The sequence below is a fragment of the Kineococcus halophytocola genome, assembly GCF_041276425.1.
In the GTDB taxonomy this organism is placed as follows: Bacteria; Actinomycetota; Actinomycetes; order Actinomycetales; family Kineococcaceae; genus Kineococcus; species Kineococcus halophytocola.
This window is the reverse complement of the sequence record NZ_JBGFTU010000009.1, coordinates 153,548-175,104: the sequence shown is the minus strand read 5'-3', so window position 1 is coordinate 175,104 and position 21,557 is coordinate 153,548. Positions and strand designations below refer to the sequence as shown.

Below are 21,557 nucleotides of genomic sequence, written 5' to 3'. Positions count from 1 at the left end.
CTGGCGCGGGACTACGAACGCCTCGCCACCACCGCCATCACCATGGTCGAGATCGCCTACACCCGGCTCATGTTGCGCCGCCTCACCCGCAAGCACCCCACCCCACACCACATCTGAAACAGTCTCTCAGACCGGGGTGGGGACCACCCCGGCCAGCACGAGGCAGGACACGGCCAGCACCAGCAGCATCGCGACGTCGACCCCGCGGGAGCGGACGGCGAGCGCCCCCGCGATCCGCACCGGCAGCACCAGCCGCAGGACCGCGGCGACCGCGAGGTCGGCACCGAGCAGGAACCCGCCGGCGACCGGGCCGGCGAGCAGGGTCAGCACCAGCGCCACGACGATCCCGCCGACGAGGGTCAGCAGGACGGCGTTGCCCGGCGTGGGGACGCGCTCGGAGCCGGTCATGTCCGTGCCCGGGGGTCAGTGGGCGAAGTGCCGCGCGCCGGTGAAGTACATCGTCACGCCGGCCTTCGTCGCGGCCTCGACGACCTCGGCGTCGCGGATCGACCCGCCGGGCTGGACGATGGCCCGCACCCCGGCGTCGAGGAGGATCTGCGCGCCGTCGGCGAAGGGGAAGAACGCGTCGGAGGCGGCGACCGAACCGGTGGCGCGCTCGGCCCCGGCGCGGTCGACGGCGAGGCGGCAGGAGTCGACGCGGTTGACCTGGCCCATGCCCACGCCGACCGAGGCGCCGTCCCGGGCCAGCAGGATCGCGTTGGACCGCACCGAGCGGACGGCGCGCCAGGCGAACTCGAGGTCGGCCAGCACCTCCGGGGAGGCCGCCTCCCCCGCCGCGAGGATCCAGTTCGCCGGGTCGTCCCCGTCGGCGTCGACCGCGTCGAGGGTCTGGACGAGGACGCCGCCGGAGACGTGGCGCCACTCCTGCGCGCTGCGCCCGTAGCCCTCGGGGAGCTGCAGCAGGCGGACGTTCTTCTTCTCCTGCAGCACCTGCAGCGCCTCGGGCTCGAACCCGGGGGCGATGACGACCTCGGTGAAGACGGGGGCGACCTGCTCGGCCATGGCCCGGGTCACGACCCGGTTGGCGGCGATGACCCCGCCGTAGGCCGAGACGGGGTCGCACGCGTGCGCCTTGGCGTGGGCGGCGGCGATGTCGTCGCCGGTGGCGATGCCGCACGGGTTGGCGTGCTTGATGACCGCCACGGCCGGGCCGGTGAGGTCGTAGGCGGCGCGCAGGGCGGCGTCGGCGTCGACGTAGTTGTTGTAGGACATGGCCTTGCCGTGCAGCTGCACGGCCTGGGCGATGCCGGGCGCGGCGGCCGGGTCGGCGTAGACGGCGGCCTGCTGGTGGGGGTTCTCCCCGTAGCGCAGGACGGCGGTGCGCTCCAGCGCGACCCCGGCCACGGCGGGCCAACCCTCGTCGCCGGCGTCGAGGGTCTGCTGCGCGAACCACGTCGCCACCGCGGTGTCGTAGGCCGCGGTGTGCGCGAACGCGGCGGCGGCCAGCCGGCGGCGGGCGGTCAGGTCGAACCCGCCGTCGGCGACGGCGGCGAGCACGTCGCCGTAGCGGGCGGGGTCGACGACGACGGCCACGCTGGGGTGGTTCTTGGCGGCGGCGCGGACCATCGAGGGGCCGCCGATGTCGATCTGCTCGACGACCTCGTCGTACCCGGCGCCGGAGGCCACGGTGGCCGCGAACGGGTAGAGGTTGACCACGACGAGGTCGAAGGGTTCGACGTCGAGCTCGGCGAGCTGGCGGACGTGGTCGGGCAGGCGGCGGTCGGCGAGGATCCCGGCGTGCACGCGCGGGTGCAGCGTCTTGACCCGGCCGTCGAGGCACTCGGGGAAGCCGGTGAGCTCCTCCACGGGCGTCACGGGGACACCGGCGGCGGCGATGCGGGTCGCGGTCGAGCCGGTGGAGACGAGGGCGACGCCCGCGGCGTGCAGGCCCTGGGCGAGCTCCTCCAGACCGGTCTTGTCGTAGACGCTGACCAGCGCGCGCTTCACGGGGACCTTCGTGGCCTGGGGGTCCATCAGCGGGGTGCCGTCCTCTCGGGGTGGGTGCTCGTCGGGTGGGTGCCCGTCGGGTGGGTGGTCTCGCGGGCCAGCCGGCTCACGACGCGGGTGAGCAGGTCGCGTTCGGCGGTCTTGATGCGCTCGTGCAGGCTCGCCTCGTCGTCCTCGGGCAGCACCCGCACGGCGGCCTGGTCCAGGATCGGGCCGGTGTCGACGCCGGCGTCGACGAGGTGGACGGTGCAGCCGGTGACCTTCACCCCGTGGGCCAGGGCGTCACGGACGCCGTGGGCGCCGGGGAAGGAGGGCAGCAGCGCCGGGTGCGTGTTGACCATCCGGCCGGCGTGGGCCTGGACGAGGGGGGCACCGAGGATGCGCATGAACCCGACGAGGACGACGAGGCCGGGCTCGTGGCGGGCGACCTCGGCGGCCAGGGCGGCGTCCCAGTCGGGCCGGTCGGAGAAGTCCGCCGGGGCCACGGTGAACGTCGCCACCCCGGCGCGCGCGGCGCGGTCCAGGGCGGTCACCCCGGGCTTGTCGGACCCGACGGCGACGACCTCCCACAGGGCACCGCGGTCCGGGGAGTCCAGGAGGGCCTGCAGCGTGGAGCCGGACCCGGAGGCGAGGACGACGACCCGCACGGGTGCTGCGGCGACGGGGGCGGGGTGACCGGCAGGCACGTGCACGGACTCTAGCCGCCGGCACCCCCGGCTCCCGAACTCCCGTGACGGCGCCCCACCCCGCCCCGTCCCCGGCCCGCCCGCGGCGGTCGCGCGGGCGGTGCGTGACGTTCCGGCACCTCCGGGTCCGCGCCCCTCACTCCCCCAGCAGCTTGCGCGGCTCCTGCCCCTGCGCGGCGGCCGTGTCGGGCAGGGTCACGACGAGCGTCGTCCCGCGCCAGGCCCGCCAGGCCCGGCCCAGCAGGACGGCCAGGACGGCCCCGGCGGCGACCTCACCGGCGACGACGACGCCGGTGAGCAGCGGGTCGGGACCGATCTGGCCCATGCGGCCGTGACCGAGCGGCCCGGCGGCGAAGGCGGCCAGGACGGCCACCGCGAGCCCGGTGCCGGCACCGGTCAGCACCGCGACCCCGCACCGGCGCAGCAGCCCGTCGACCTGCGGACCGCGCCGGGCGTGCAGCCACCAGGCCCCGGCTCCCACGAGGACGGGCACCGCCACCGCGGCCCACGCCAGCGCCGGGGTCGGTCCCGGCGCGGGCAGGGCGCCCAGGACGGGCAGCGTCGGCAGCACCTCCAGCGAGGTGCCCCCGGGGGCCACGGACGTGCCGGTCCCCACGGCGAACCCCGCCCCGCTCGTCCACGCCAGCCCCCACACGGCGAAGGTCGGCAGCAGCAGGGCCTGCCCGGCCGTGAGCAGACCGCCGCCGAGGACGCCGGGGTCCAGGGCCCGGTGCAGCGCGAGGACGTCGTCGCGACCGTGGACGAGGGCGGCGACCGTCACCAGCGCCCCGGCCCCCACGAGGGCCAGCGTCGCGGTGAGCGCGGGGCGCCCGGCCGCGGCCGCGAGCACCGGGCCCCGGGGCCGGTCCGGCCACAGCGCGACGAGCGCGCCGAGCCCGCCCGCCAGGCACCCCCCGAGCAGCGCGGACCCCGGACCGGCCGCGGCGACCCCGCTGCGCGAGACCAGGGCCAGGAGCAGGGCCAGGACGCCGTGGCCGGCGGTGAAGACGCCGAGGGCGAACCCGAAGGGCACCTCGCGCCCGGCCGCGACCTGCTCGCGCCGCCACATCCGCACCGCGCGGCGGGCGGACAGGACCACCAGGAGCGTCAGGCCGAGCGGGGCGATCCCGACGCTGCCGCCGACGACGGCCACGGTGCTGCCCTGCGCGAGCAGCCACAGGTCGACCCCCACGCGGGCCACGGCGGCCAGGGAGGACGTCGAGCGCACCGAGGCGATCCAGCCGACGATGCACAGCGCCACCAGCGGCACGAGGACGGTGAGCACGGACCGGACCGCGGCTGCGAGCAGCGGGGCGAGGTCGGAGGCGGGGGTACTGGCCCGGCGGGGTCGTTCCGAGGCGGGACGAGCGGCGGGGCGGTCGGTGGGCGTGGACATCACCGTCGATGCTGCCTCACCGGACGCGGACCGGTGGCAGCGACACCCGGACACGCGATCGGCCCCCGCTCCCGTCGATCGGGAGCGGGGGCCGACGAACCGTCCTCGGCGCAGCCGCCTCAGAGGCTCTGGAAGATCTCCCGCGCGAGCTGGGCGGTCTCGCTCGGCGTCTTGCCGACCTTGACCCCGGCCGCCTCCAGGGCGTCCTTCTTGGCCTGCGCGGTGCCCGCGGAGCCGGAGACGATGGCGCCGGCGTGGCCCATCGTCTTGCCCTCGGGGGCGGTGAAGCCGGCGACGTAGCCGACGACCGGCTTGGTCACGTTGGCCTCGATGAACTTCGCGGCGCGCTCCTCGGCGTCCCCGCCGATCTCCCCGATCATGACGATGACGTCGGTGTCGGGGTCGTCCTGGAAGGCCTGCAGCGCGTCGATGTGCGTGGTCCCGATGACCGGGTCCCCGCCGATGCCGACCGCGGAGGAGAAGCCGATGTCGCGCAGCTCGTACATCATCTGGTAGGTCAGCGTGCCCGACTTCGAGACCAGGCCGATGCGGCCGGACTGGGTGATGTCGGCCGGGATGATCCCGACGTTGGACTGACCGGGGCTGATGAGGCCGGGGCAGTTCGGCCCCACGAGGCGCGTGGTGCCGGAGGCGGCGGCCATCGCGTAGAACTCGGCGGTGTCGTGGACCGGGACGCCCTCGGTGATGACGACGACGAGCGGGGTGGCGGCCTCGACGGCCTCCACGACGGCGCCCTTGGTGAACTTCGCCGGGACGAAGATCACCGACACGTCCGCGCCGGTCGCCTCGCGGGCCTCACCCACGGAGGAGAACACCGGGACCGCGACGGAGGACCCGTCGGCGCCGGTGAAGTCGACGGACTGCCCGCCCTTGCCGGGGGTGACCCCACCGACGACGTTCGTGCCGGAGGCCAGCATGCGCTGGGTGTGCTTGCGCCCCTCCGAGCCCGTCATCCCCTGGACGACGACCTTGCTGTCGGAGTTGATGAAGATCGACATCGCTCAGGCCTTCCCCGCGGTGTTGGCGAGCTCGGCGGCCTTGTCGGCCGCACCGTCCATGGTGTCCACGACCGTGACGAGCGGGTGCGCGGCCTCGGCGAGGATGCGGCGTCCCTCCTCGACGTTGTTGCCGTCCAGGCGCACGACGAGCGGCTTGGTGGCCTCCTCGCCCAGGATGCCGAGCGCGGAGACGATGCCCTTGGCGACCTCGTCGCAGGCGGTGATGCCGCCGAAGACGTTGACGAACACGCTCTTGACCTGGGGGTCGTTGAGGATGACGTCGAGGCCGTTGGCCATGACCTGCGCCGACGCGCCGCCGCCGATGTCGAGGAAGTTCGCCGGCTTGGTGCCGCCGTGCTTCTCCCCCGCGTAGGCGACGACGTCGAGGGTCGACATGACCAGACCCGCGCCGTTGCCGATGATGCCGACCTCACCGTCGAGCTTGACGTAGTTGAGGTGCAGCTCCTTGGCCTTGGCCTCCAGCGGGTCCGCGGCCGCGGCGTCGGCGAGGTCGGCGTGCGCCGGGTGCCGGAAGTCGGCGTTCTCGTCGAGGGTCACCTTGCCGTCGAGGGCGACGACGTCACCGGACTCGGTGCGCACCAGCGGGTTCACCTCCACGAGGGTCGCGTCCTCGGCGGTGAACACCCCCCACAGCTTCACGAACACGTCGGCCACGGCCTCGCGCAGCTCGGGGGCGAACCCGGCCGCTTCGGCGATCTCGGCGGCCTTGGCGGCGTCGATCCCGGTCAGGGCGTCCACGGGGACGCGGGCCAGGGCCTCGGGCCGCTCGACGGCGAGCTGCTCGATCTCCACGCCGCCCTCGACGCTGGCCATCGCCAGGTAGGTGCGGTTGGAGCGGTCGAGCAGGACGGAGAAGTAGTACTCCTCGGCGATCTTGGCGCCCTGGGCAATCATCACCTGGTGGACGGTGTGGCCCTTGATGTCCATGCCCAGGATCTCGCCGGCGCGCTGCGCCGTCTCCTCCGGGGAGTGCGCGAGCTTGACGCCGCCGGCCTTGCCGCGGCCCCCCGTCTTGACCTGCGCCTTGACGACGACGGTCCCGCCACCCATGGCCTCGGCGGCCGCGCGGGCCTCCTCGGGGGTGGTCGCGACCCTGCCGTCCAGCACCGGTACGCCGTGCGCGGCGAACAGGTCGCGCGCCTGGTACTCGAAGAGGTCCACCAGTGTTCCTCGTCTTCCTCGTCCTCGGTCGGAAGTGCCTGTCCGCACCGCGACTGTCCGTGCCGGCTGCGGCACCAGTCCAACGGGCGTCCAGCACCCTAGTCCCGCTGCCGCGAGGACGTCCGGTCAGGTCGGGAGACGCCCGTCACACCCGCTCCGTCCCCGGCCACCGCCCGGCTCGCCGCCTCCACCGGGGCGGGTGAGGATGGGGCGACCATGGATGCGCACCGGGACGCCCACGCCGACACGACCCCCGACGAGACCACCCCCGAGACCACGCCCGAGGACCTCGAGCACGTCCTCGCCGCCGCCCGGGCCGCGGCCCGGCCGCTGGCCCGCAGCACCCCGGCCGCCCGGGCCGACGCCCTGGAGGCGGTGGCCGGGGCCCTGGAGGCGGCGCGCCCGGAGCTGGTGGCCCTGGCCGCCCACGAGACGCACCTGCCGCAGGCCCGGCTCGAGGGCGAGCTGACGCGGACGGTCTTCCAGGCCCGGTCGTTCGCGGCGGGACTGCGGGACGGGTCGCTGACCCCCACGCGCGTCGACCACGCCGACCCCGACTGGGGCACCGGCCCCCGCCCGGACCTGCGGCGCACCGTCGTCCCGATCGGGCCGGTGCTGGTATTCGCCGCCAGCAACTTCCCCTTCGCCTTCAGCGTCTTCGGCGGCGACTCGGTCTCGGCCCTGGCCGCGGGCTGCCCCGTGGTGGTCAAGGCCCACCCCGGCCACCCGCGGCTGTCGCTGACCACGGCGCAGCAGGTGACGGCCGCGCTGAGCGCGGTCGGGTTCCCCGACGGGGCCTTCGCGCTCATCGAGGGGGTCGAGGCGTCCCGGCGCGCGCTCACCGACCCCCGCATCCGCGCCGCCGGGTTCACCGGCTCGGTGCGCGGTGGCCGTGCGCTGTTCGACCTGGCGGTGTCCCGGCCGGACCCGATCTCCTTCCACGGCGAGCTCGGCAGCGTCAACCCCGTCGTCGTGACGCCGGCGGCGTGGGCCGAGCGCGGCGCGGCCGTCGCCGAGGGCTGGGTGGGGTCCCTCGTCCTGGGCGCGGGGCAGTTCTGCACCAACCCCGGGGTCGTCCTGGTCCCCGACGCCGAGGCCTTCACCGCCGCCGTGGACCTGCCCGCCCCCGGGCCGATGCTGAACCCGGGCATCGTCGAGGGGTTCGTCGCGGCGGCCTCCGACCTGGGGTCCCAGCCCGGGGTCCGCACCGCCGTCGAGGGCGAGGCCGGCCCCGACGGGGCCGCCGCACGGGTGTTCGCGGTGTCCGCCGCGGACGTCCTGGCGAACCCGCACCTGCTGGAGCTGGAGGCGTTCGGGCCGGCCGGTCTCGTCGCCGGCTACTCCTCCGAGGACGAGCTGCGCGCCGTCCTGGACGTGCTGCCGGGGCAGTTGACAGGCACCGTCCAGGCGGGGACGGACGACCCGCTGGCCGCCGAGGTGGGCGCGCTGCTGGCCGAGCACGTGGGCCGGGTCGTCTGGAACGACTGGCCCACCGGCGTGACCGTCTCGCCCGCCCAGCAGCACGGCGGCCCCTGGCCCGCCACGACGACACCCACGACGACCTCGGTGGGCACGGCCGCGATCACCCGGTGGCAGCGCCCGGTGGCGTTCCAGGGTTTCCCCGCCACCGCCCTGCCCGACGAGTTGAAGGACTGAACCCCGTGAGCGGACAGCAGCACGTCGTCGTCGTCGGTGCGACCGGCCACGTCGGCAGTTTCCTCGTCCCGCGCCTGGTGCGCGCGGGTCACCGCGTCACCGCCGTCAGCCGCGGGACCCGGGAGCCCTACCACGACGACCCCGCGTGGGAGCAGGTCGAACGGGTCGTCGCCGACCGCGAGGCCGAGGCCGCCGCCGGCACGTTCGGCGCCCGCGTCGCCGGCCTGCGCCCGGACGCCGTCGTGGACCTCGTCTGCTTCACCCTCGACCAGGCCCGCGAACTCGTCGAGGCGCTGCGCCCGACGGGAGCGTTCCACGCGCACTGCGGGACGATCTGGGTCCACGGCCCGGCGGCCGCCTCCCCGCTGCGCGAGGACGACCCGCGGGAACCGTTCGGGCCGTACGGCACGCAGAAGGCCGAGATCGAGGAGTTCCTGCACGCCGAGACGCGCTCGGGCGGGCTGCGCAGCACCGTCGTGCACCCCGGCCACATCAGCGGCCCCGGGTGGCCGGTCATCACCCCCCTCGGCAACCTCGACCCCGACGTCTGGGAGGCGTTGTCGAGCGGTCGGGAACTCCTCGTGCCGGGCCTGGGGCTGGAGACGGTGCACCACGTCCACGCCGACGACGTCGCTCAGCTCTTCGGGCTCGCGCTCGCCCGCCCCGACGTGGCGGCGGGCGAGAGCTTCCACGCCGTCTCCGACCGCGCCCTCACCGTCCGGGGTTTCGCCCGGGCGGCCGCGGCGTGGTGGGGCAAGGAGGCGAACCTGCGGTCGGTGACGTGGGCGGAGTTCCGCGCCGCCGCCGGCGAGCACGCCGAGGCGAGCTGGGACCACCTGTCCCGCAGCCACTCCGCGAGCACGCAGAAGGCGCGGGACCTCCTGGGCTACGCGCCGGGGACGTCGCTGGAGGCCGTGCGGGCGGCCGTGGAGGCGATGGGGTTGCTGCCGCGCGCGTGAGGGCCGCGGCCCGGACCGGGAACCACCCCCGGGCCCGGGAACTCCCGGGCCCGGGCGGTGCCGTACCGGCGAGGACTCAGGACCGGACCGGCACCGGAGCCAGTTCGAGCTCACCGAGGGTCTTCCCCCGCGCCTCGTTCCCGTGGACCCACCAGACGCCGCCGGCCGCCGCGCCGATCAGCCAGAACGCGGCGAGCAGGACGAACATCGACGTCACGGAGAACGCGACGGCGACCTCCGCCAGGAGCACCTGGCCCACGACGGCGCCCATGCGCCCGACGCCCACCGAGGCTCCGACCCCGGTCGCCCGCAGGTGGGTGGGGAACTGCTCGGAGAACGTCGGGTAGGCCGACACCCAGGCGCAGGTCGCGAAGAACGCCGCGACCGTGAAGGCCACGAGCACCAGCGGCCGGGAACCCGTCGACGCCGCCGCCGCGCACCCCAGCATGCTGAGGGAGGCTCCCGCGTAGGCGGCGACGACGGAGGGCCGGCGCCCGAGGAGGTCGAGCGACCAGGCGATGAGGACCCCGCCCGCCAGCGCCCCGACGTTGGCGACGAGGAAGTACCAGGGCAGGGCTGCGTCGGAGATGGGGACGGCTCCGGAGGCCGAGGAGAAGACGAACACGCTCATCGCCGTGAACAACCCGTAGTAGCCGGCGGCCTCGGAGAAGTCGAGGGCCATCCCGAAGAACAGCTTGCCCCGGTGGTGGGTCCACAGCTCACCCAGCGCGCCGCCGCCCCGCACCGGTGACGGCGGCAGGACGTACCCCTGCGGGCTCGCCTCGCCGGTGATCTCCTCGACCACCGCGTCCGCCTCCTCCAGGCGGCCCCGGGAGGCCAGCCAGCGCGGTGATTCGGGGACCAGTCGCCGGGCGAGCAGCCCGTAGGCCGCGCTGACCACCCCGAACAGCAGGGTGTAGCGCCAGCTCAGCCCGAAGGCCGAGATGACGAGGATGGAGACCAGCGAGGAGAGGATCCCGCCCAGCGCCCAGAAGGTCATGACCAGGCCGTTGCTCCGGCCGCGGTTCCTGGCCGGGGTGAACTCCGAGATGGCGGAGGTGATGGCGGAGTACTCACCGCCGACCCCGAGGGCGGTGATGAACCGGAAGACCATGAAGAACTCGTAGCTGGGGGCCGCGGAACTGGCCACCGCGGCCAGGGAGTAGACGAGCAGCGTCACGACGAACAGCCGCTTGCGTCCGACCTCGTCCGCCAGCCAGCCGAACCCCAGCGCCCCCAGGGCGATGCCGAGGAACCACACGACGTTGATGACGACGGCCTGCGCGGCCCCCAGGCCGAACTCGGCCTGGATCCCCGGGATGACCGATCCGATGATCTGCACCTCGAAGGCGTCGAGCATCCAGCCGATGCCGAGGGCGGTCGCGATGCGGGTGTGCGCGGGTTTCCAGCGCGAGTGGTCGAGTCGAGCAGCCATGGCGTGTCCTCAGGTCGCGGTCCACACGGCGTCGACGTCGCGCAGGACCCCCGGAGGTCGTCCTTACCCGTGCGTCGAGCACCAGGTCAGGTCGTCACCCGGGGCACCCCACGACGAGGAGGGTTGCCGTCCAGCGAGCCGGGGCTTCGCGCTGGAACTCGTGACCGGCACTGAACTTAGCCAGGGGTGTTTCCCGTGTCAACGGATCCTCGGTACCGCAAACCCCGCCGCACCCGTCGGCGGGGTTCCACCGCCCGTTCCCCGGCCGCGACGAGAGGACCACGGCCGGGGTGGGAAGCGCTGTCCCGCAGACGATCTGTCGTCAGCGGCGGGCGACCGCGGGGGAACTGGTGGGAGAACTCGTGGGGGAACTCGTCGGGGCGTCCTCGCCGCTCTCGACGCTGACCCGGGTCGCCGTGAACGAGGAGTCGGCGGCGCGGGTGACCTGGACGCTGACGTGGCCGCCGACGCGGAGGTCGCCCGCCACCACGACGGCGCCGTCCTGACGCAAGACCGTCGAGGGGGTCAGGGCCACGACGACGTCCTGGCCCCGCAGCGACTTGTCCCGGCCGCCGCGGACCGCGACGGTGAGGCGGCCGGCCGCGGGGTCGACGGCCGCGAGGGTCCCGGTGAGGACGAGTTTCGGCGCGCGCACCCGGCGGGTGAGCGTGGGACGGGCGGTGGGGTCGGTCCTCGGGCGCGCGGTGGCGGTGCCGGTGGGTGCGGCCGTGGGTGCACCGGTGGGTGCGACCGTGGCGGTCGCGGTCGGCCCGGGACCGGCGGGGCGGGCCGCGGACGCGCTGCCCGCGGTGGGCAGCGCGACCGCGGCGGCCAGGGCGAAGGTCGCGGCGAGGGTGGCGGCGAGGGTGGTCGTCCGGTGGTTCACACGAAGGGCTTCGGCGCCCCGGCCGCCCGGGCGGAGGGGTCCTCACCCGGGCGGCGGAGCGGACCTCAGACGCGGAACCCGGCGACGAGGTCGTTGAGCCGGCCCGCCGCCCGCGCGACCTCCTCGGCCGTGGCGGCCGTCTGCGAGGCGCTGTCGGTGGTCCGCCCGGCGGCGTGGGCGATGCCGGTGATGTTCGCCGCGATCTCCTGGGAGCCGGTGGAGACCTCGGTGACGTTGCGGACCATCTCGCTCGTGGTGGCCGACTGCTCCTCCACCGCGGCGGCGATGGTGGCCTGCAACCCGTCGATCTGGGCGATGACGTCGGCGATCTGGGCGATGACCCCGGTCGCCGCCCCCGCGTCGGCCTGGGTGGCGTTCACCTTCGTGACGATCTCCTCGGTCGCCCGGGCGGTCTGCTGGGCCAGTTCCTTGACCTCCCCGGCCACGACGGCGAACCCCTTGCCGGCGTCGCCGGCGCGGGCGGCCTCGATGGTGGCGTTGAGCGCGAGCAGGTTCGTCTGCTCGGCGATGGAGGTGATGAGCTTGACGACGTCGCCGATCTCGCGGCTGGAGGCGCCCAGGCGGGTGATCGTCGCCTCGGCGTCCTGGGCGGCGGTCACCGCGGTGGCGGCGGTCTGGGACGCGGTGGCGGTGGAGGTGGCGATCTCGCGGATGGCCGAGGTCATCTCCTCCCCCGCGGCGGCGACGGTCCCGATGTTCGCGCTGATCTCCTCGGTCGCCGCGGAGACGACCTGCGACTGCGAGGCGGACTCGGCCGCCCCGGCGGACAGGACGTCGGCGACGGAGGTGAGCTGCCGGGAGGAACCGGACAGGTCCGCGGCGTTGCGCGCGACCTCGCGCACGACCTCGGCCAGCTTGCCGGTGGAGGTGTTCAGGGCCGCGGCGAGCTGCCCCATCTCGTCCCGGGCGGAGTAGTCGACGCGCTGGTCGAGGCGGCCGTCGGCCAGCCCCTCCACGACGTGCAGCGTCAGGCTCAGCGGGCGGGAGATCGAGCGGGTGATCACCACGGTCGCCAGGGCGGCGACGGCGACGCTGACCACCCCCACGAGGACCAGGACGAGGACCGAGGAGCGGTAGGCCGCGGACCCGGTCGCGGCCAGCTCGTCGGCCGCGGCGTTCTCCGTCGTCAGCAGGGCGGTGGTGGCGTCCATGACCTGGGCGGCCGCCGGCGAGACCGTGGCCTCGCGGTAGGCCGAGAAGCTCGCCAGGTCACCCGCCATCGCGTGCTCGACGAGCTGGGCGCGCACCGACCGGTAGTTCGCGAGCGCCGTCGTGTAGGCGTCGCGCTCGGCGGCGGAGCTGTTCGGGTCGGTCGCCAGGTAGGCCGACCACGCGTCGTCGAGCGCCTGGTCGTCGGCGGTGAGCTTGTCCCGCTGGGCGGAACGCTTCTCCGGGGAGGCGACCGCGATGTTCTGCACGTCGGAGCGCACCTGCAGCAGGGCGGAGTTCGTCGCACCCGCCGCCCGCACCGAGGCGACGCCGGAGTGGCTCAGCTCCTGCAGGTCGTCCTGGGCCTGGCTCAGCCGCGCCAGGCCGATGACCGTGGACGCGACGAGCAGCAGGGTCACCAGCCCGAACCCGACGATCAACTTCGACGCGACCCGCAGGTTCCGCACGATGGACACGACGCAACACCCTCGCCTCTGCTCGACGTTCCAGGGGTGGACCCGAGGGCACCGTGCCCTCCCGTCCTCCATCGGCCGGTCGGGGGCCGACCCTGAGCCACGGCCCCGGGCCGCCGTCGGAGGGCCCGGCCGTCTGCGACCATGCGCCGGTGCCGGACGTTCCCGTCGAGACCCTGCTGGACGCCCCCGTGTGGGCCGCGCTGACCGGTGTGCACGCCGGTCTGGCCGTCGGTGCCGGTGCCGGCCGTCGCTACCCCGAGGACGTCTCGCCGTTCGGCGCCCTGGCCGACGCCGGGGACCGGGCCGCCTGGGCGGACCTCGCGGCGGCCACCGGGCCGGGCGCGGAGGTCGTCCTCCCGGCGTTGGCCGCCGCTCCCCCGCCGGGTTTCACCGTGGTCTCGGCCCTGCCCGGGGTGCAGCTCGTGGCGACCGGCGCGTTCGCCTCCCGCCCCGGCGGGGACGTCCCGGGCCTGGTCGAGCTCGGTGCCGACGACGTCGACGACGCGCTGGACCTCGTCGCCCGCACCCGGCCGGGGCCGTTCGCCCGGCGCACGCGGCTGATGGGCCGCTACCTGGGGGTCCGCGAGGACGGGCGGTTGCTGGCGATGGCCGGGGAGCGGTTGCGCCTGGGCGCGGCGACGGAGATCAGCGCCGTGTGCACCGACCCCTCCGCGCGGGGGCGGGGGCTGGCCACGACGCTCCTGCGGGCGGTCGCGCACGGGATCCGCGAGCGCGGCGAGCTGCCGTTCCTGCACGCCGCGGCGCACAACACGGGGGCGATCGGGCTCTACGAGCACCTGGGCTTCCGGCTGCGCCGCACCCTGGACTTCGTGACGGTGCGGACCCCCGATGCCCGAGACCTGACGGGTGACGCATCAGGACATCGGTGACAGTCGTAGAGCGGAGTCGGCATCGCTCGCCCGTCGTGGCAGCGCGCACTACGCGGGATGACCGTGAAGTCGGTGGCGTGGGACCAGCTGTCTGGCGATGCTCGATCTGTGGCCTACCGAGAAGACCTCGCCGTCTCGCCGAACGCGAAGGGGTGGAGCGACCTTCGTCCCTGGTCACAGGTGGAGCAGGCCACCACGACGGTGCTGGCCACGATGATCGCCCGGGATCCTGCGGGCTGCGGCTTCACCCTGGCCTACGTGCCCTACAGCCGGCTGGGTGAGGACCAGGGAGCCGACCTGTCCTGGGAGGTCAACTTCGGGCTTCCGCACTCCGGCGAAGACGCCTACGAGCTGGCCGGTCATCCCGCCGCAGTGATCGACGAGCTCACCAAGACCCTCTCCACTGCAGGTGAGGTCTCAGCCTCGAGTGAGGTGGATGACCTCGTCCAGGGGGCCTCCCGGTCGTGGCAAGGATGGTCGCAGCTGTTGGCGGACGCGGCCCGGCTGTGCTGCCACCTGCCCGATGAGGACGCGGGGATGGACGTGAGCGTCGGGTACTCCCCGGCCGAGCAGTCGGGGCCGTGGATTTGGACGGTGGCGATCCCGGTGCCGGGGACGGAGTACCCAGCCAGTGAGTGGGAAGGGAGCAGTCCCCTGGAGGTGCTGCGGGCAGCGCTAGAGGAGGCCGACAGCTGGCTGCAAGGCCTCCCGGCTGGGCACCTGCGCGTTCTTCTGGCGCAGGAGAGCAGTCAGCCGCTTACCTGACTGCTGCTCATCGGGCATGACCTGCCGCGCACAACGCGGGACGATCGAGCGGTTCGAGCTACTTGGGGGGCTGGAAGGCCCATCTCCAAAGCAGACCCACGATGACGACGGTGACCACGCCGCCCAGCACGCCGCGCTGCCACGCTGTCCAGCCTGCAAGGCTGAGGAACGCTGCCGTTGTGTTCCCGGCCAGCGTGGCAGCCAGGAGCGCCACCAACACTCGACTGACGGGACGACGACGTGGACCCGTGGGGTCGGCCTCGGGTGGCGTCATGCAGCCAGTATCTGACCGGCATCGACATGAACCGCGCCCACACGACTTTCGCCATGAGCGTGACGTCCGTGACCGTGACGTCGGGGCCGGCCCGGGTGGGCCGCGGCCTGGGTCCAGCGGTGCTGCTCGCATGGCCGGGTCCGCCCATCGACGCGCGCACCGCGTGCGGGTCGCCGGACGCAGGGGGGCCGCGCCGCGCGGTGGCCCGCTGAGGCAAGCCCAGCGGGCGCGGAAGACCGAGAGGTGTCACCACCACGAGCGCTGGACGTGTCACCGGTGTCTTGATGCAGAACTGTCACCGATGTCCTGATGCGTGGCAGCCCGAGCCCTGACCCCTGACGTCCGGCCGGGCGCCGGTGCGTGGCGTCAGAGGACCCCGGTGTGCTCCAGCACGATGTTCACGCCGATGCCGATGAGGACCAGGCCCCCCAGCACCTCGGCGGGCTTGCCGAGCCGGCTGCCCGCGCGGTGCCCGACCACGACGCCCACCGCCGTGATGAGGGCCGTCGTCACCCCGATCGCGAGCGCGGCCGGGACGATGGCGACGTCGAGGAAGGCGAAGCTGATGCCGACGGCGAGGGCGTCGATGCTCGTGGCCACCGCGAGCAGCAGCAGCTGGCGCAGCGGCACGCCGTCCCCGTCCTCGGCGTCGGCGTCGGCGTCGTCAGCGGCGTCGTCGGCGCTGCCGGTGAACGCCTCCCACAGCATCTTCCCGCCGATGAGGGCCAGCAGGCCGAACGCGACCCAGTGGTCGACGGCGGTGACGAACCCGCGGAACTGACGCCCCAGGGCCCAGCCGAGGACGGGCATGAGCGCCTGGGAGAGCCCGAAGGCCAGGGCGAGGGAGAGCGTGCCGCGGGCGGTGAGCCGGCGCAGGTGCAGACCCTTGCCGAGCGCGACGGCGAAGGCGTCGGCGGAGACGCCGACGGCGATGACGAACAGGGTCCACAGGGACACGGCGGGGCGGCCTTCCGGTCGGGAGCAGCGCCCAGGGAACCACGCTCGACCCGCCCGGGGGAACTCACGGTCACCCTCCGATCCGGCTGCAGGACAGCCGGATCGGAGCGTGCGGGCCACCGCAGGGGAGTCTTCGGCGCACCGGCGGCGCCGCACCGTCCCCGGTCCTACAGTGGCGGCATGGCCCGTTTCGTCGAGGTGCACCCGCAGGACCCGCAACCGCGGTCGGTCGCCCAGCTCGCGGCGATGCTGCGCGAGGACGCGCTCATTGCCTACCCGACGGACTCCTGCTACGCCCTGGGCTGCCGCCTCGACAGCCACACCGGCGCCGACCGCATCCGCCGCATCCGCCACCTCGACGAGCGGCACCACTTCACGCTCGTGTGCTCCGACTTCGCCCAGCTCGGGCAGTTCGTGCACCTGGACAACGTGCAGTTCCGGGCCGTGAAGGCGGCCACGCCCAACCCGTACACGTTCATCCTGCCCGCGACGAAGGAGGTGCCCCGACGTTTCGCGCATGCGAAGAAGAAGACCGTCGGGGTGCGCATCCCCGACCACCCCTTCGTCCGGGCGCTGCTGAGCGAGCTGGGGGAACCGCTGCTGTCGAGCACGCTGCTGCTGCCCGGCCACGACGAACCCCTCACCGACGGCTGGTCGGTGAAGGAGGAGCTGGACCACGTGGTCGAGGCCGTCGTGGACGCCGGGGAGTGCGGGACGGAACCGACGACGGTGGTCGACTGGTCGCAGGGGTACCCCGAGGTGGTGCGGGTCGGGGCCGGGGACCCCGCGCGCTTCGAGTGAGCGGCGCCGGGGTTGACGCGGCCGTGACCGGGTAGGGGCCGGACGACTCTGACGTCGAACTCGAGCAGGAGCACCCGTGTCCCAGCCCAGCCAGCAGCAGGAACCCCCCGGCACCACAGGCGCGATGCAGCCGGCCCCCGACCACGGGGAGACGTCCTACGTCGGCCACGGCAAGCTCGCGGGGAAGGCGGCGATCGTCACCGGCGCCGACTCCGGGATCGGTCGCGCGGTCGCCATCGCCTACGCCCGGGAGGGGGCCGACGTCGTCGTCAGCTACCTGTCCGAGCACGAGGACGCGCAGGAGACGGCCCGCTGGGTCGAGGAGGCCGGGCGGCGGGCGGTCCTCGTCGCCGGCGACATCTCCGGGGCCGAGCAGTGCCGCGCCGTGGTGGACACGTGCGTGCGCGAGTTCGGCAAGGTCGACGTCCTCGTCAGCAACGCCGCGTACCAGATGAGCCACGACACCCTCGAGGAGATCTCCGACGAGGAGTGGATGTTCACGGTCAACACCAACCTCAGCGCGTTCTTCTGGCTGACCAAAGCTGCCCTGCCGCACATGGGCCCGGGCTCGTCGATCATCGGTAGCAGCTCGGTGAACTCCGACAACCCCAAGCCGACGCTGGTCCCCTACTCGATGACCAAGGCGGGCATCGCGAACATGTGCGCCTCGATGGCGCAACTGCTCGGTGACCGCGGCATCCGCGTCAACAGCGTCGCCCCGGGGCCGGTGTGGACGCCGCTGATCCCGGCCACCCTGCCGGCCGAGCAGGTCGAGAGCTTCGGGCAGCAGGTGCCGCTGGCCCGTCCGGGCCAGCCGGCCGAACTCGCCCCCGTCTACGTCCTGCTCGCCTCCGACGACGGCAGCTACGTCTCGGGGGCGCGGGTCGCGGTGACGGGCGGCAACCCGATCCTGTGACCCCGCCGCGACGGCCGGCCGCACCGATCACACCACGCTGAGCCACTCCTCCAAGACGGCGCGTGATCGGTTGCGGCCATCCGTCCGACTCGGGCGATTCCAGCGAGCGGTGTCGGGAGAACCGTGGAAACCTTCGGGCGCACCGGGAACCGGAATCCCCGGTGCAGGCCCGCACAGATCCACGGGCCACGACGAACTGGAGGACATCGTGACCATCACCGGCATCATCACCGCCATCATCGTCGGGCTGATCATCGGCGCCCTCGCGCGTCTGGTACTGCCCGGGAAGCAGAACATCTCCATCATCCTGACGATCCTCATCGGCATCGTCGCGGCCTTCATCGGCACCGCCTTGGCGCGGGCGGTGGTGGACACCGACGGCTTCAGCTTCATCGAGCTGATCTTCCAGGTGGTCGTCGCCGTCGTCGGCGTCGGCATCGTCAGCGCCCTGCGCAGCGGCCGCGCCCGCTGACCCCGGCGTCGGGGGCGGCACCCGCCGCCCCCGACCAGGCCGTCTCACGTTCACCACCCCAGCGTGCCCGGCGCCCCCTTGAACGGCCCGGTCACCTCCGAACTGACCCACCCCCCGTAGAAGTCCCCCTCCTGCGCCCCGACCTCCTCGTCGTCGAGCAGGCAGCGCACCCCCGAGGGGTAGAACGCCAGGGCCCCGGCGAGCGCCGCGTACGCCGGCGTCGGGTCGCGGTAGGACCAGGCGGCGCGGGGCCGCAGCACCCGGCCGTCCCCGCCCACGAGGTCGACGTAGGACGCCTGCCCCTTCCACTCGCACCAGCTCCGCCCCGGCGCGGGCCGGACCGCACCGGGCAGCACCGCCTCGGCGGCCACGTAGTACGTCGGCGGGTGCGACGTCTCCAGCACGCGCCAGGCCCTCGTGGCCTGCTCGCCGGGCGGGACGTCGACGATCAGCCGGCCCTCGGGGTCGAGGACGCGCACGCGCCGTCGCGCGGGTTCGAGCCGCGGCGGGCGCGGGTAGTCCCAGCAGGATTCGCTCACGCAGGTCAGGGTCGTCCCGCGGGCGCGCCCGCGCGAGCCGGGCGCCAGGCTCCCAGGACCGCCTCGCTCAGCCGGTCCAGCGAGGGCGAGCCCACCTTCCACCGCTGCCAATGCAGGTCCACGTCCAGCCCGCCGCCGGGGTCGAGGTCGACGAGCCCGCCCCGCCGCCCGGCCACCTGCTCGGGCAGCAGCAGACACAGCCAGGTGTCCCGCAGGTCGACGTCGCGGTCGAAGACCACGAGCGGTGCGCGGGCCGGCGGTGGCGAAGGGCTGGTGGTGCACGGCCCCGAGCCGGGTGACCCGGCACCCCGGCACCGGCTCGGCCTCCGTCGTCACCGCGGCGACGACGCTGCCCGAGCGCGGCAGCTCGTGGGTCCGCTCCTGGCCCTCCCGGCGCAGGTCGCAGCAGAACTCCCCGGCCGGCGGCGGTCTCCAGGGCCCGCAGCCGCTGGCTGACGGCCGACGGCGTGACGTGCAGGGTCCGGGCGGCGGCCTCGAAGGAGCCCTCGGCGACCACGGCGGCCAGGGCCCGCAACTGCGCCAGGTCCCAGTCGACGCCCGTGCTCGTGAAGCGATGCTGATGCGGGGTCAGTTTCCTGAGCTGGAACCGCGTCACCCGGCTCCCTACCGTCGGGGGCGTGCTCACCCTCCTCACCGGGCTGGCCTTCGGGCTGTCCCTCATCGTCGCCATCGGCGCCCAGAACACCTTCGTCATCCAGCAGGGCGTGCGCGGGGAGCACGTGGGCGCCGTGGTCGCGGTCTGCATCGCCAGTGACGTCCTACTCATCGGCGTCGGGGTGGCGGGTGCGGGTGCGCTCGTGGCGGCGGCACCGGGCCTGCTGACCGTGCTGCGCCTGGCCGGGGCGGCCTTCCTCCTCGGCTACGGCGCGCTCGCGCTGCGGCGGGCTTGGCGCCCGGGGGCGCTGCGCGCCGACCCCTCCGGTGCCGCGGTTCCGCTGGCCTCGGTCGTCGCGACCGCGGCGGCGCTCACCTGGCTGAACCCGCACGTCTACCTCGACACCGTGGTCCTGCTCGGCTCGGTCGCGGCCGCCCACGGGGCCGACCGCTGGTGGTTCGGGGCGGGCGCGGCCCTGGGCAGCGTCGTGTGGTTCACCGTCCTGGGGCGCGGGGCGCGCCTGCTGCGGCCGGTCTTCGCCCGGCCCGGGGCGTGGCGGGTGCTCGACGGCCTCGTGGCGCTCGTCATGGTCGTGCTCGCCGTGCAGCTCGTGGTGCGACCCGTGGGAGGTGCCTGATCAGGCCGGCCGGCCGGTCCCGCGCAGCGCGCGCAGCGGCGCGGTCGGCAGACCCAGCGCGCGCAGGGCCAGGGACGCGGCGCCGAGCAGACCGTCCTCGGCGGGCAGCACGGTCCGGCCGGTCAGGGCCGCGCGCAGCCCCGGGGCGAGCGGGCCCTGCGCGCTGCGCCGCCACACCCCGCCCCCGACCACGAGCGGACCGGGTCCCTCGACGGCCCGCACGAGCACGGCCAGCTCCTCCTGCGCCGCGGCCACGATCGCCGTCGCCACCGAGTCGCCCGCGGCCGCGGCGGTGAAGCAGGCCGGGGCCAGCCGGGCCAGCCGCACGGGCTCCGCCGCGTGGACGAGGTCGACGATCTCCCCCAGCACGAACGCCCGGCCCTCCCGGGGACGGCGGTCGTCGCTCAGGCCGAACTCCGCCAGCAGCGCCGGGGTCAGGGCGGTGACCGCGCCGGTGCCGTCGAGGTCGTCGGTGACGGCGCGGGCGACCTCGCGGCCGATCCAGAACCCCGCCCCGGCGTCCCCCAGCAGCCAGCCGTTGCCACCGACGACCCGCTCCAGACCACCGCCGCGCACCCGCGCGGCGACCGACCCCGTGCCCGCCACGAGCGCCGCACCGGTGTCGGTGTCGGCGGCGGAGTGGAACATCGCCAGCAGGTCCGAGACCCGGCGGAACGGGGCACCGGGGTCCAGCCCGAGGTGGCCGATGAGGGTCTCCCGGGGGACGAGCCGGTCCGAGCCGGCGCTCGCCAGCACGGTGGAGCGCACGTCGGCGACGGCGGCCCCCGCCCCGGCGAGGGCCTGCGACACGGCCTCGCGCACCGAGACCAGGGCCGCCTCGACCCCCACGGCCGAGGGGTTCCCCGGCCCGGACGCGGCCCGGCCCAGCGGGTGGCCGGCCGGGTCCAGGACGAGCGCCCGGGTCGTGCTGCCGCCGGCGTCCAGGGCCAGCACCACCCCGGAGGGGACCGGCCTCACTTCAGCCCGCCGGCCGAGACCGCCCCCTGCAGGCGGCGCTGGAAGACCAGGTACACCACGAGGACGGGCACGACCGTCATCACCGAACCGGCGAACAACGCCCCGAAGTTGACGTCGTACCCCGCCTGGGACGCGAACGCCGCCAGGCCCTGGGTGAGGACGTAGTTGCTGCGGTCGGAGTTCAGGACCACCGGCAGCAGGAACTGGTTCCACAGGCCCACGAAGTTGAGGATGGCCACGGCCGCCATCCCCGGCCCGGCCATCGGCAGCATGACCTGGAAGAACGTCCGCCACTCGCTCGCCCCGTCGATCGCGGCGGCCTCGGCGATCTCCCCCGGGAGCTGCTCGAAGAAGCTGAGCAGGAAGAAGACGGTGAACGGGTAGGCGTAGGCGGCGTAGCTGAGGATCAGCCCCGGCAGGGTGTTGAGGACCCCGAGCTGCTGCAGGATGAAGAACAGCGGCACGACGGCGAGGAACACCGGGAACGTGAGCCCGGCCACGATGAGGTACCGCAGGACGGTCCGGCCGCGGAAGTCGAACCGGGCCAGCACGTAGGCCGACATCGCCCCCATGAGCATCGTCAGCATCAGCGCGCAGGCGACGACGACGACGGAGTTGACGAAGTAGGACCCGATGCCGGCCGTGTTCCAGGCGTCGACGTAGTTCTGGAACCGCCACTCCCGCGGCAGCGAGAACGGCGAGGCGAAGATCTCCCGGTTCGTCTTGAAGCTGGAGACGACCGTCCAGGCGAAGGGCAGCAGGACGAGCACCGCCCAGATCCCCAGGACGGTGTGCGAGCCGACCGCGACCGTCCGCTCCCCCGACGGCCCGCGCCGCTCGGGGCGGGCCGGGGCGCTGCGGGTGGGCTCGCTCGTCACG

21 protein-coding genes, 1 pseudogene and 1 riboswitch are annotated in these 21,557 nt (G+C 74.4%); of the genes and pseudogenes, 8 read left to right on the top strand and 14 right to left on the bottom strand.

Annotated features, from left to right (window positions below; translation table 11 throughout):
- Positions 1–126: 126 nt before the first annotated feature.
- From AB2L27_RS10005 to sucC, 6 genes are all read right to left on the bottom strand, one after another.
- Positions 127–408 (bottom strand): DUF3017 domain-containing protein, encoded by a 282-nt coding sequence (locus AB2L27_RS10005; RefSeq protein WP_370441314.1) that lies wholly within the window; start codon positions 406–408, stop codon positions 127–129.
- A gap of 15 nt (positions 409–423) precedes the next feature.
- Positions 424–1,995 carry a bifunctional phosphoribosylaminoimidazolecarboxamide formyltransferase/IMP cyclohydrolase gene (gene purH / locus AB2L27_RS10000; RefSeq protein ID WP_370441313.1) on the bottom strand — a complete coding sequence of 524 codons (1,572 nt, stop codon included), beginning with the start codon at positions 1,993–1,995 and terminating at the stop codon, positions 424–426.
- Positions 1,995–2,660 (bottom strand): phosphoribosylglycinamide formyltransferase, encoded by a 666-nt coding sequence (purN, locus tag AB2L27_RS09995; protein WP_370441312.1) that lies wholly within the window; start codon positions 2,658–2,660, stop codon positions 1,995–1,997. Before purN ends, purH begins: the two co-directional genes overlap by 1 nt.
- A gap of 130 nt (positions 2,661–2,790) precedes the next feature.
- Positions 2,791–4,050 (bottom strand): cell division protein PerM, encoded by a 1,260-nt coding sequence (locus AB2L27_RS09990; protein ID WP_370441311.1) that lies wholly within the window; start codon positions 4,048–4,050, stop codon positions 2,791–2,793.
- Positions 4,051–4,169: 119 nt separating this feature from the next.
- Positions 4,170–5,069 carry a succinate--CoA ligase subunit alpha gene (gene sucD / locus AB2L27_RS09985; RefSeq protein WP_370441310.1) on the bottom strand — a complete coding sequence of 300 codons (900 nt, stop codon included), beginning with the start codon at positions 5,067–5,069 and terminating at the stop codon, positions 4,170–4,172.
- Between the two features lie 3 nt (positions 5,070–5,072).
- The gene (gene sucC, locus AB2L27_RS09980) at positions 5,073–6,251 is read right to left on the bottom strand and encodes an ADP-forming succinate--CoA ligase subunit beta (protein WP_370441309.1); all 1,179 of its coding nucleotides are present in this window, start codon (positions 6,249–6,251) and stop codon (positions 5,073–5,075) included.
- Positions 6,252–6,467: 216 nt separating this feature from the next.
- Here sucC and AB2L27_RS09975 point away from each other — a divergent pair, with 216 nt between their 5' ends.
- Together AB2L27_RS09975 and AB2L27_RS09970 are read left to right on the top strand one after the other, a co-directional pair.
- Positions 6,468–7,907: an aldehyde dehydrogenase (NADP(+)) gene (locus AB2L27_RS09975; protein WP_370441308.1), complete on the top strand. Its 1,440-nt coding sequence runs from the start codon at positions 6,468–6,470 to the stop codon at positions 7,905–7,907.
- A 5-nt stretch (positions 7,908–7,912) separates the two neighbouring features.
- A complete protein-coding gene (locus AB2L27_RS09970; protein ID WP_370441307.1) occupies positions 7,913–8,866 on the top strand; it encodes an NAD-dependent epimerase/dehydratase family protein in 954 nt (317 codons plus the stop codon).
- Positions 8,867–8,942: 76 nt separating this feature from the next.
- Here AB2L27_RS09970 and AB2L27_RS09965 read toward each other — a convergent pair whose 3' ends face one another.
- The 3 genes from AB2L27_RS09965 to AB2L27_RS09955 form a co-directional block, all read right to left on the bottom strand.
- Positions 8,943–10,301, bottom strand: a complete 1,359-nt coding sequence (locus AB2L27_RS09965; protein ID WP_370441306.1) for an MFS transporter — start codon at positions 10,299–10,301, stop codon at positions 8,943–8,945.
- 54 nt (positions 10,302–10,355) lie between these two features.
- Positions 10,356–10,467: riboswitch (SAM riboswitch) on the bottom strand.
- A 156-nt stretch (positions 10,468–10,623) separates the two neighbouring features.
- Positions 10,624–11,187, bottom strand: a complete 564-nt coding sequence (locus AB2L27_RS09960; protein WP_370441305.1) for a hypothetical protein — start codon at positions 11,185–11,187, stop codon at positions 10,624–10,626.
- A gap of 65 nt (positions 11,188–11,252) precedes the next feature.
- Positions 11,253–12,833: a methyl-accepting chemotaxis protein gene (locus AB2L27_RS09955; RefSeq protein ID WP_370441304.1), complete on the bottom strand. Its 1,581-nt coding sequence runs from the start codon at positions 12,831–12,833 to the stop codon at positions 11,253–11,255.
- Positions 12,834–12,982: 149 nt separating this feature from the next.
- On the opposite strand from AB2L27_RS09955, the gene AB2L27_RS09950 reads away from it, so the two are divergent.
- Both AB2L27_RS09950 and AB2L27_RS09945 read left to right on the top strand, forming a co-directional pair.
- On the top strand, positions 12,983–13,723 hold the full coding sequence (locus AB2L27_RS09950; protein ID WP_370441303.1) for a GNAT family N-acetyltransferase: 741 nt from the start codon (positions 12,983–12,985) through the stop codon (positions 13,721–13,723).
- 72 nt (positions 13,724–13,795) lie between these two features.
- On the top strand, positions 13,796–14,488 hold the full coding sequence (locus AB2L27_RS09945) for a hypothetical protein (protein ID WP_370441302.1): 693 nt from the start codon (positions 13,796–13,798) through the stop codon (positions 14,486–14,488).
- A gap of 640 nt (positions 14,489–15,128) precedes the next feature.
- Here the strand turns inward: AB2L27_RS09945 and AB2L27_RS09940 are convergent.
- Positions 15,129–15,719, bottom strand: coding sequence for a manganese efflux pump MntP (locus tag AB2L27_RS09940; protein WP_370441301.1), 591 nt, complete (start codon positions 15,717–15,719; stop codon positions 15,129–15,131).
- A gap of 180 nt (positions 15,720–15,899) precedes the next feature.
- Between AB2L27_RS09940 and AB2L27_RS09935 the strand changes: the two genes are divergently transcribed.
- The 3 genes from AB2L27_RS09935 (at position 15,900) to AB2L27_RS09925 (ending at position 17,908) form a co-directional block, all read left to right on the top strand.
- Positions 15,900–16,520 carry an L-threonylcarbamoyladenylate synthase gene (locus AB2L27_RS09935; protein ID WP_370441300.1) on the top strand — a complete coding sequence of 207 codons (621 nt, stop codon included), beginning with the start codon at positions 15,900–15,902 and terminating at the stop codon, positions 16,518–16,520.
- Between the two features lie 76 nt (positions 16,521–16,596).
- The gene (locus AB2L27_RS09930; protein ID WP_370441299.1) at positions 16,597–17,436 is read left to right on the top strand and encodes an SDR family oxidoreductase; all 840 of its coding nucleotides are present in this window, start codon (positions 16,597–16,599) and stop codon (positions 17,434–17,436) included.
- A 208-nt stretch (positions 17,437–17,644) separates the two neighbouring features.
- Positions 17,645–17,908, top strand: coding sequence for a GlsB/YeaQ/YmgE family stress response membrane protein (locus AB2L27_RS09925; RefSeq protein ID WP_370441298.1), 264 nt, complete (start codon positions 17,645–17,647; stop codon positions 17,906–17,908).
- A gap of 50 nt (positions 17,909–17,958) precedes the next feature.
- On the opposite strand, the gene AB2L27_RS09920 is transcribed toward AB2L27_RS09925, so the two are convergent.
- Both AB2L27_RS09920 and AB2L27_RS09915 read right to left on the bottom strand, forming a co-directional pair.
- Positions 17,959–18,447: a DUF427 domain-containing protein gene (locus tag AB2L27_RS09920; RefSeq protein ID WP_370441297.1), complete on the bottom strand. Its 489-nt coding sequence runs from the start codon at positions 18,445–18,447 to the stop codon at positions 17,959–17,961.
- A gap of 5 nt (positions 18,448–18,452) precedes the next feature.
- Positions 18,453–19,039: pseudogene (locus AB2L27_RS09915) on the bottom strand (LysR family transcriptional regulator).
- 46 nt (positions 19,040–19,085) lie between these two features.
- Here AB2L27_RS09915 and AB2L27_RS09910 point away from each other — a divergent pair.
- A complete protein-coding gene (locus AB2L27_RS09910; RefSeq protein WP_370441296.1) occupies positions 19,086–19,700 on the top strand; it encodes a LysE/ArgO family amino acid transporter in 615 nt (204 codons plus the stop codon).
- Here the strand turns inward: AB2L27_RS09910 and AB2L27_RS09905 are convergent, their stop codons facing one another.
- Together AB2L27_RS09905 and AB2L27_RS09900 are read right to left on the bottom strand one after the other, a co-directional pair.
- Entirely contained in the window at positions 19,701–20,678 is a 978-nt protein-coding gene (locus tag AB2L27_RS09905) for an N-acetylglucosamine kinase (protein ID WP_370441295.1), read from the bottom strand.
- Complete coding sequence (locus tag AB2L27_RS09900) at positions 20,675–21,556, bottom strand: carbohydrate ABC transporter permease (protein WP_370441326.1); 882 nt, start codon at positions 21,554–21,556, stop codon at positions 20,675–20,677. The genes AB2L27_RS09905 and AB2L27_RS09900 overlap by 4 nt, the downstream gene beginning before the upstream one ends.
- Position 21,557: the final 1 nt, after the last annotated feature.

Excerpts from the sequence above, each read along its gene's own strand:
- AB2L27_RS09975 (WP_370441308.1), top strand. The coding sequence starts at position 6,468 with ATGGATGCGCACCGGGACGCCCACGCCGACACGACCCCCGACGAGACC.
- AB2L27_RS09965 (WP_370441306.1), bottom strand. The coding sequence starts at position 10,301 with ATGGCTGCTCGACTCGACCACTCGCGCTGGAAACCCGCGCACACCCGC.
- AB2L27_RS09990 (WP_370441311.1), bottom strand. The coding sequence starts at position 4,050 with ATGTCCACGCCCACCGACCGCCCCGCCGCTCGTCCCGCCTCGGAACGA.
- sucD (WP_370441310.1), bottom strand. The coding sequence starts at position 5,069 with ATGTCGATCTTCATCAACTCCGACAGCAAGGTCGTCGTCCAGGGGATG.
- purH (WP_370441313.1), bottom strand. The coding sequence starts at position 1,995 with ATGGACCCCCAGGCCACGAAGGTCCCCGTGAAGCGCGCGCTGGTCAGC.
- AB2L27_RS09935 (WP_370441300.1), top strand. The coding sequence starts at position 15,900 with ATGGCCCGTTTCGTCGAGGTGCACCCGCAGGACCCGCAACCGCGGTCG.
- AB2L27_RS10005 (WP_370441314.1), bottom strand. The coding sequence starts at position 408 with ATGACCGGCTCCGAGCGCGTCCCCACGCCGGGCAACGCCGTCCTGCTG.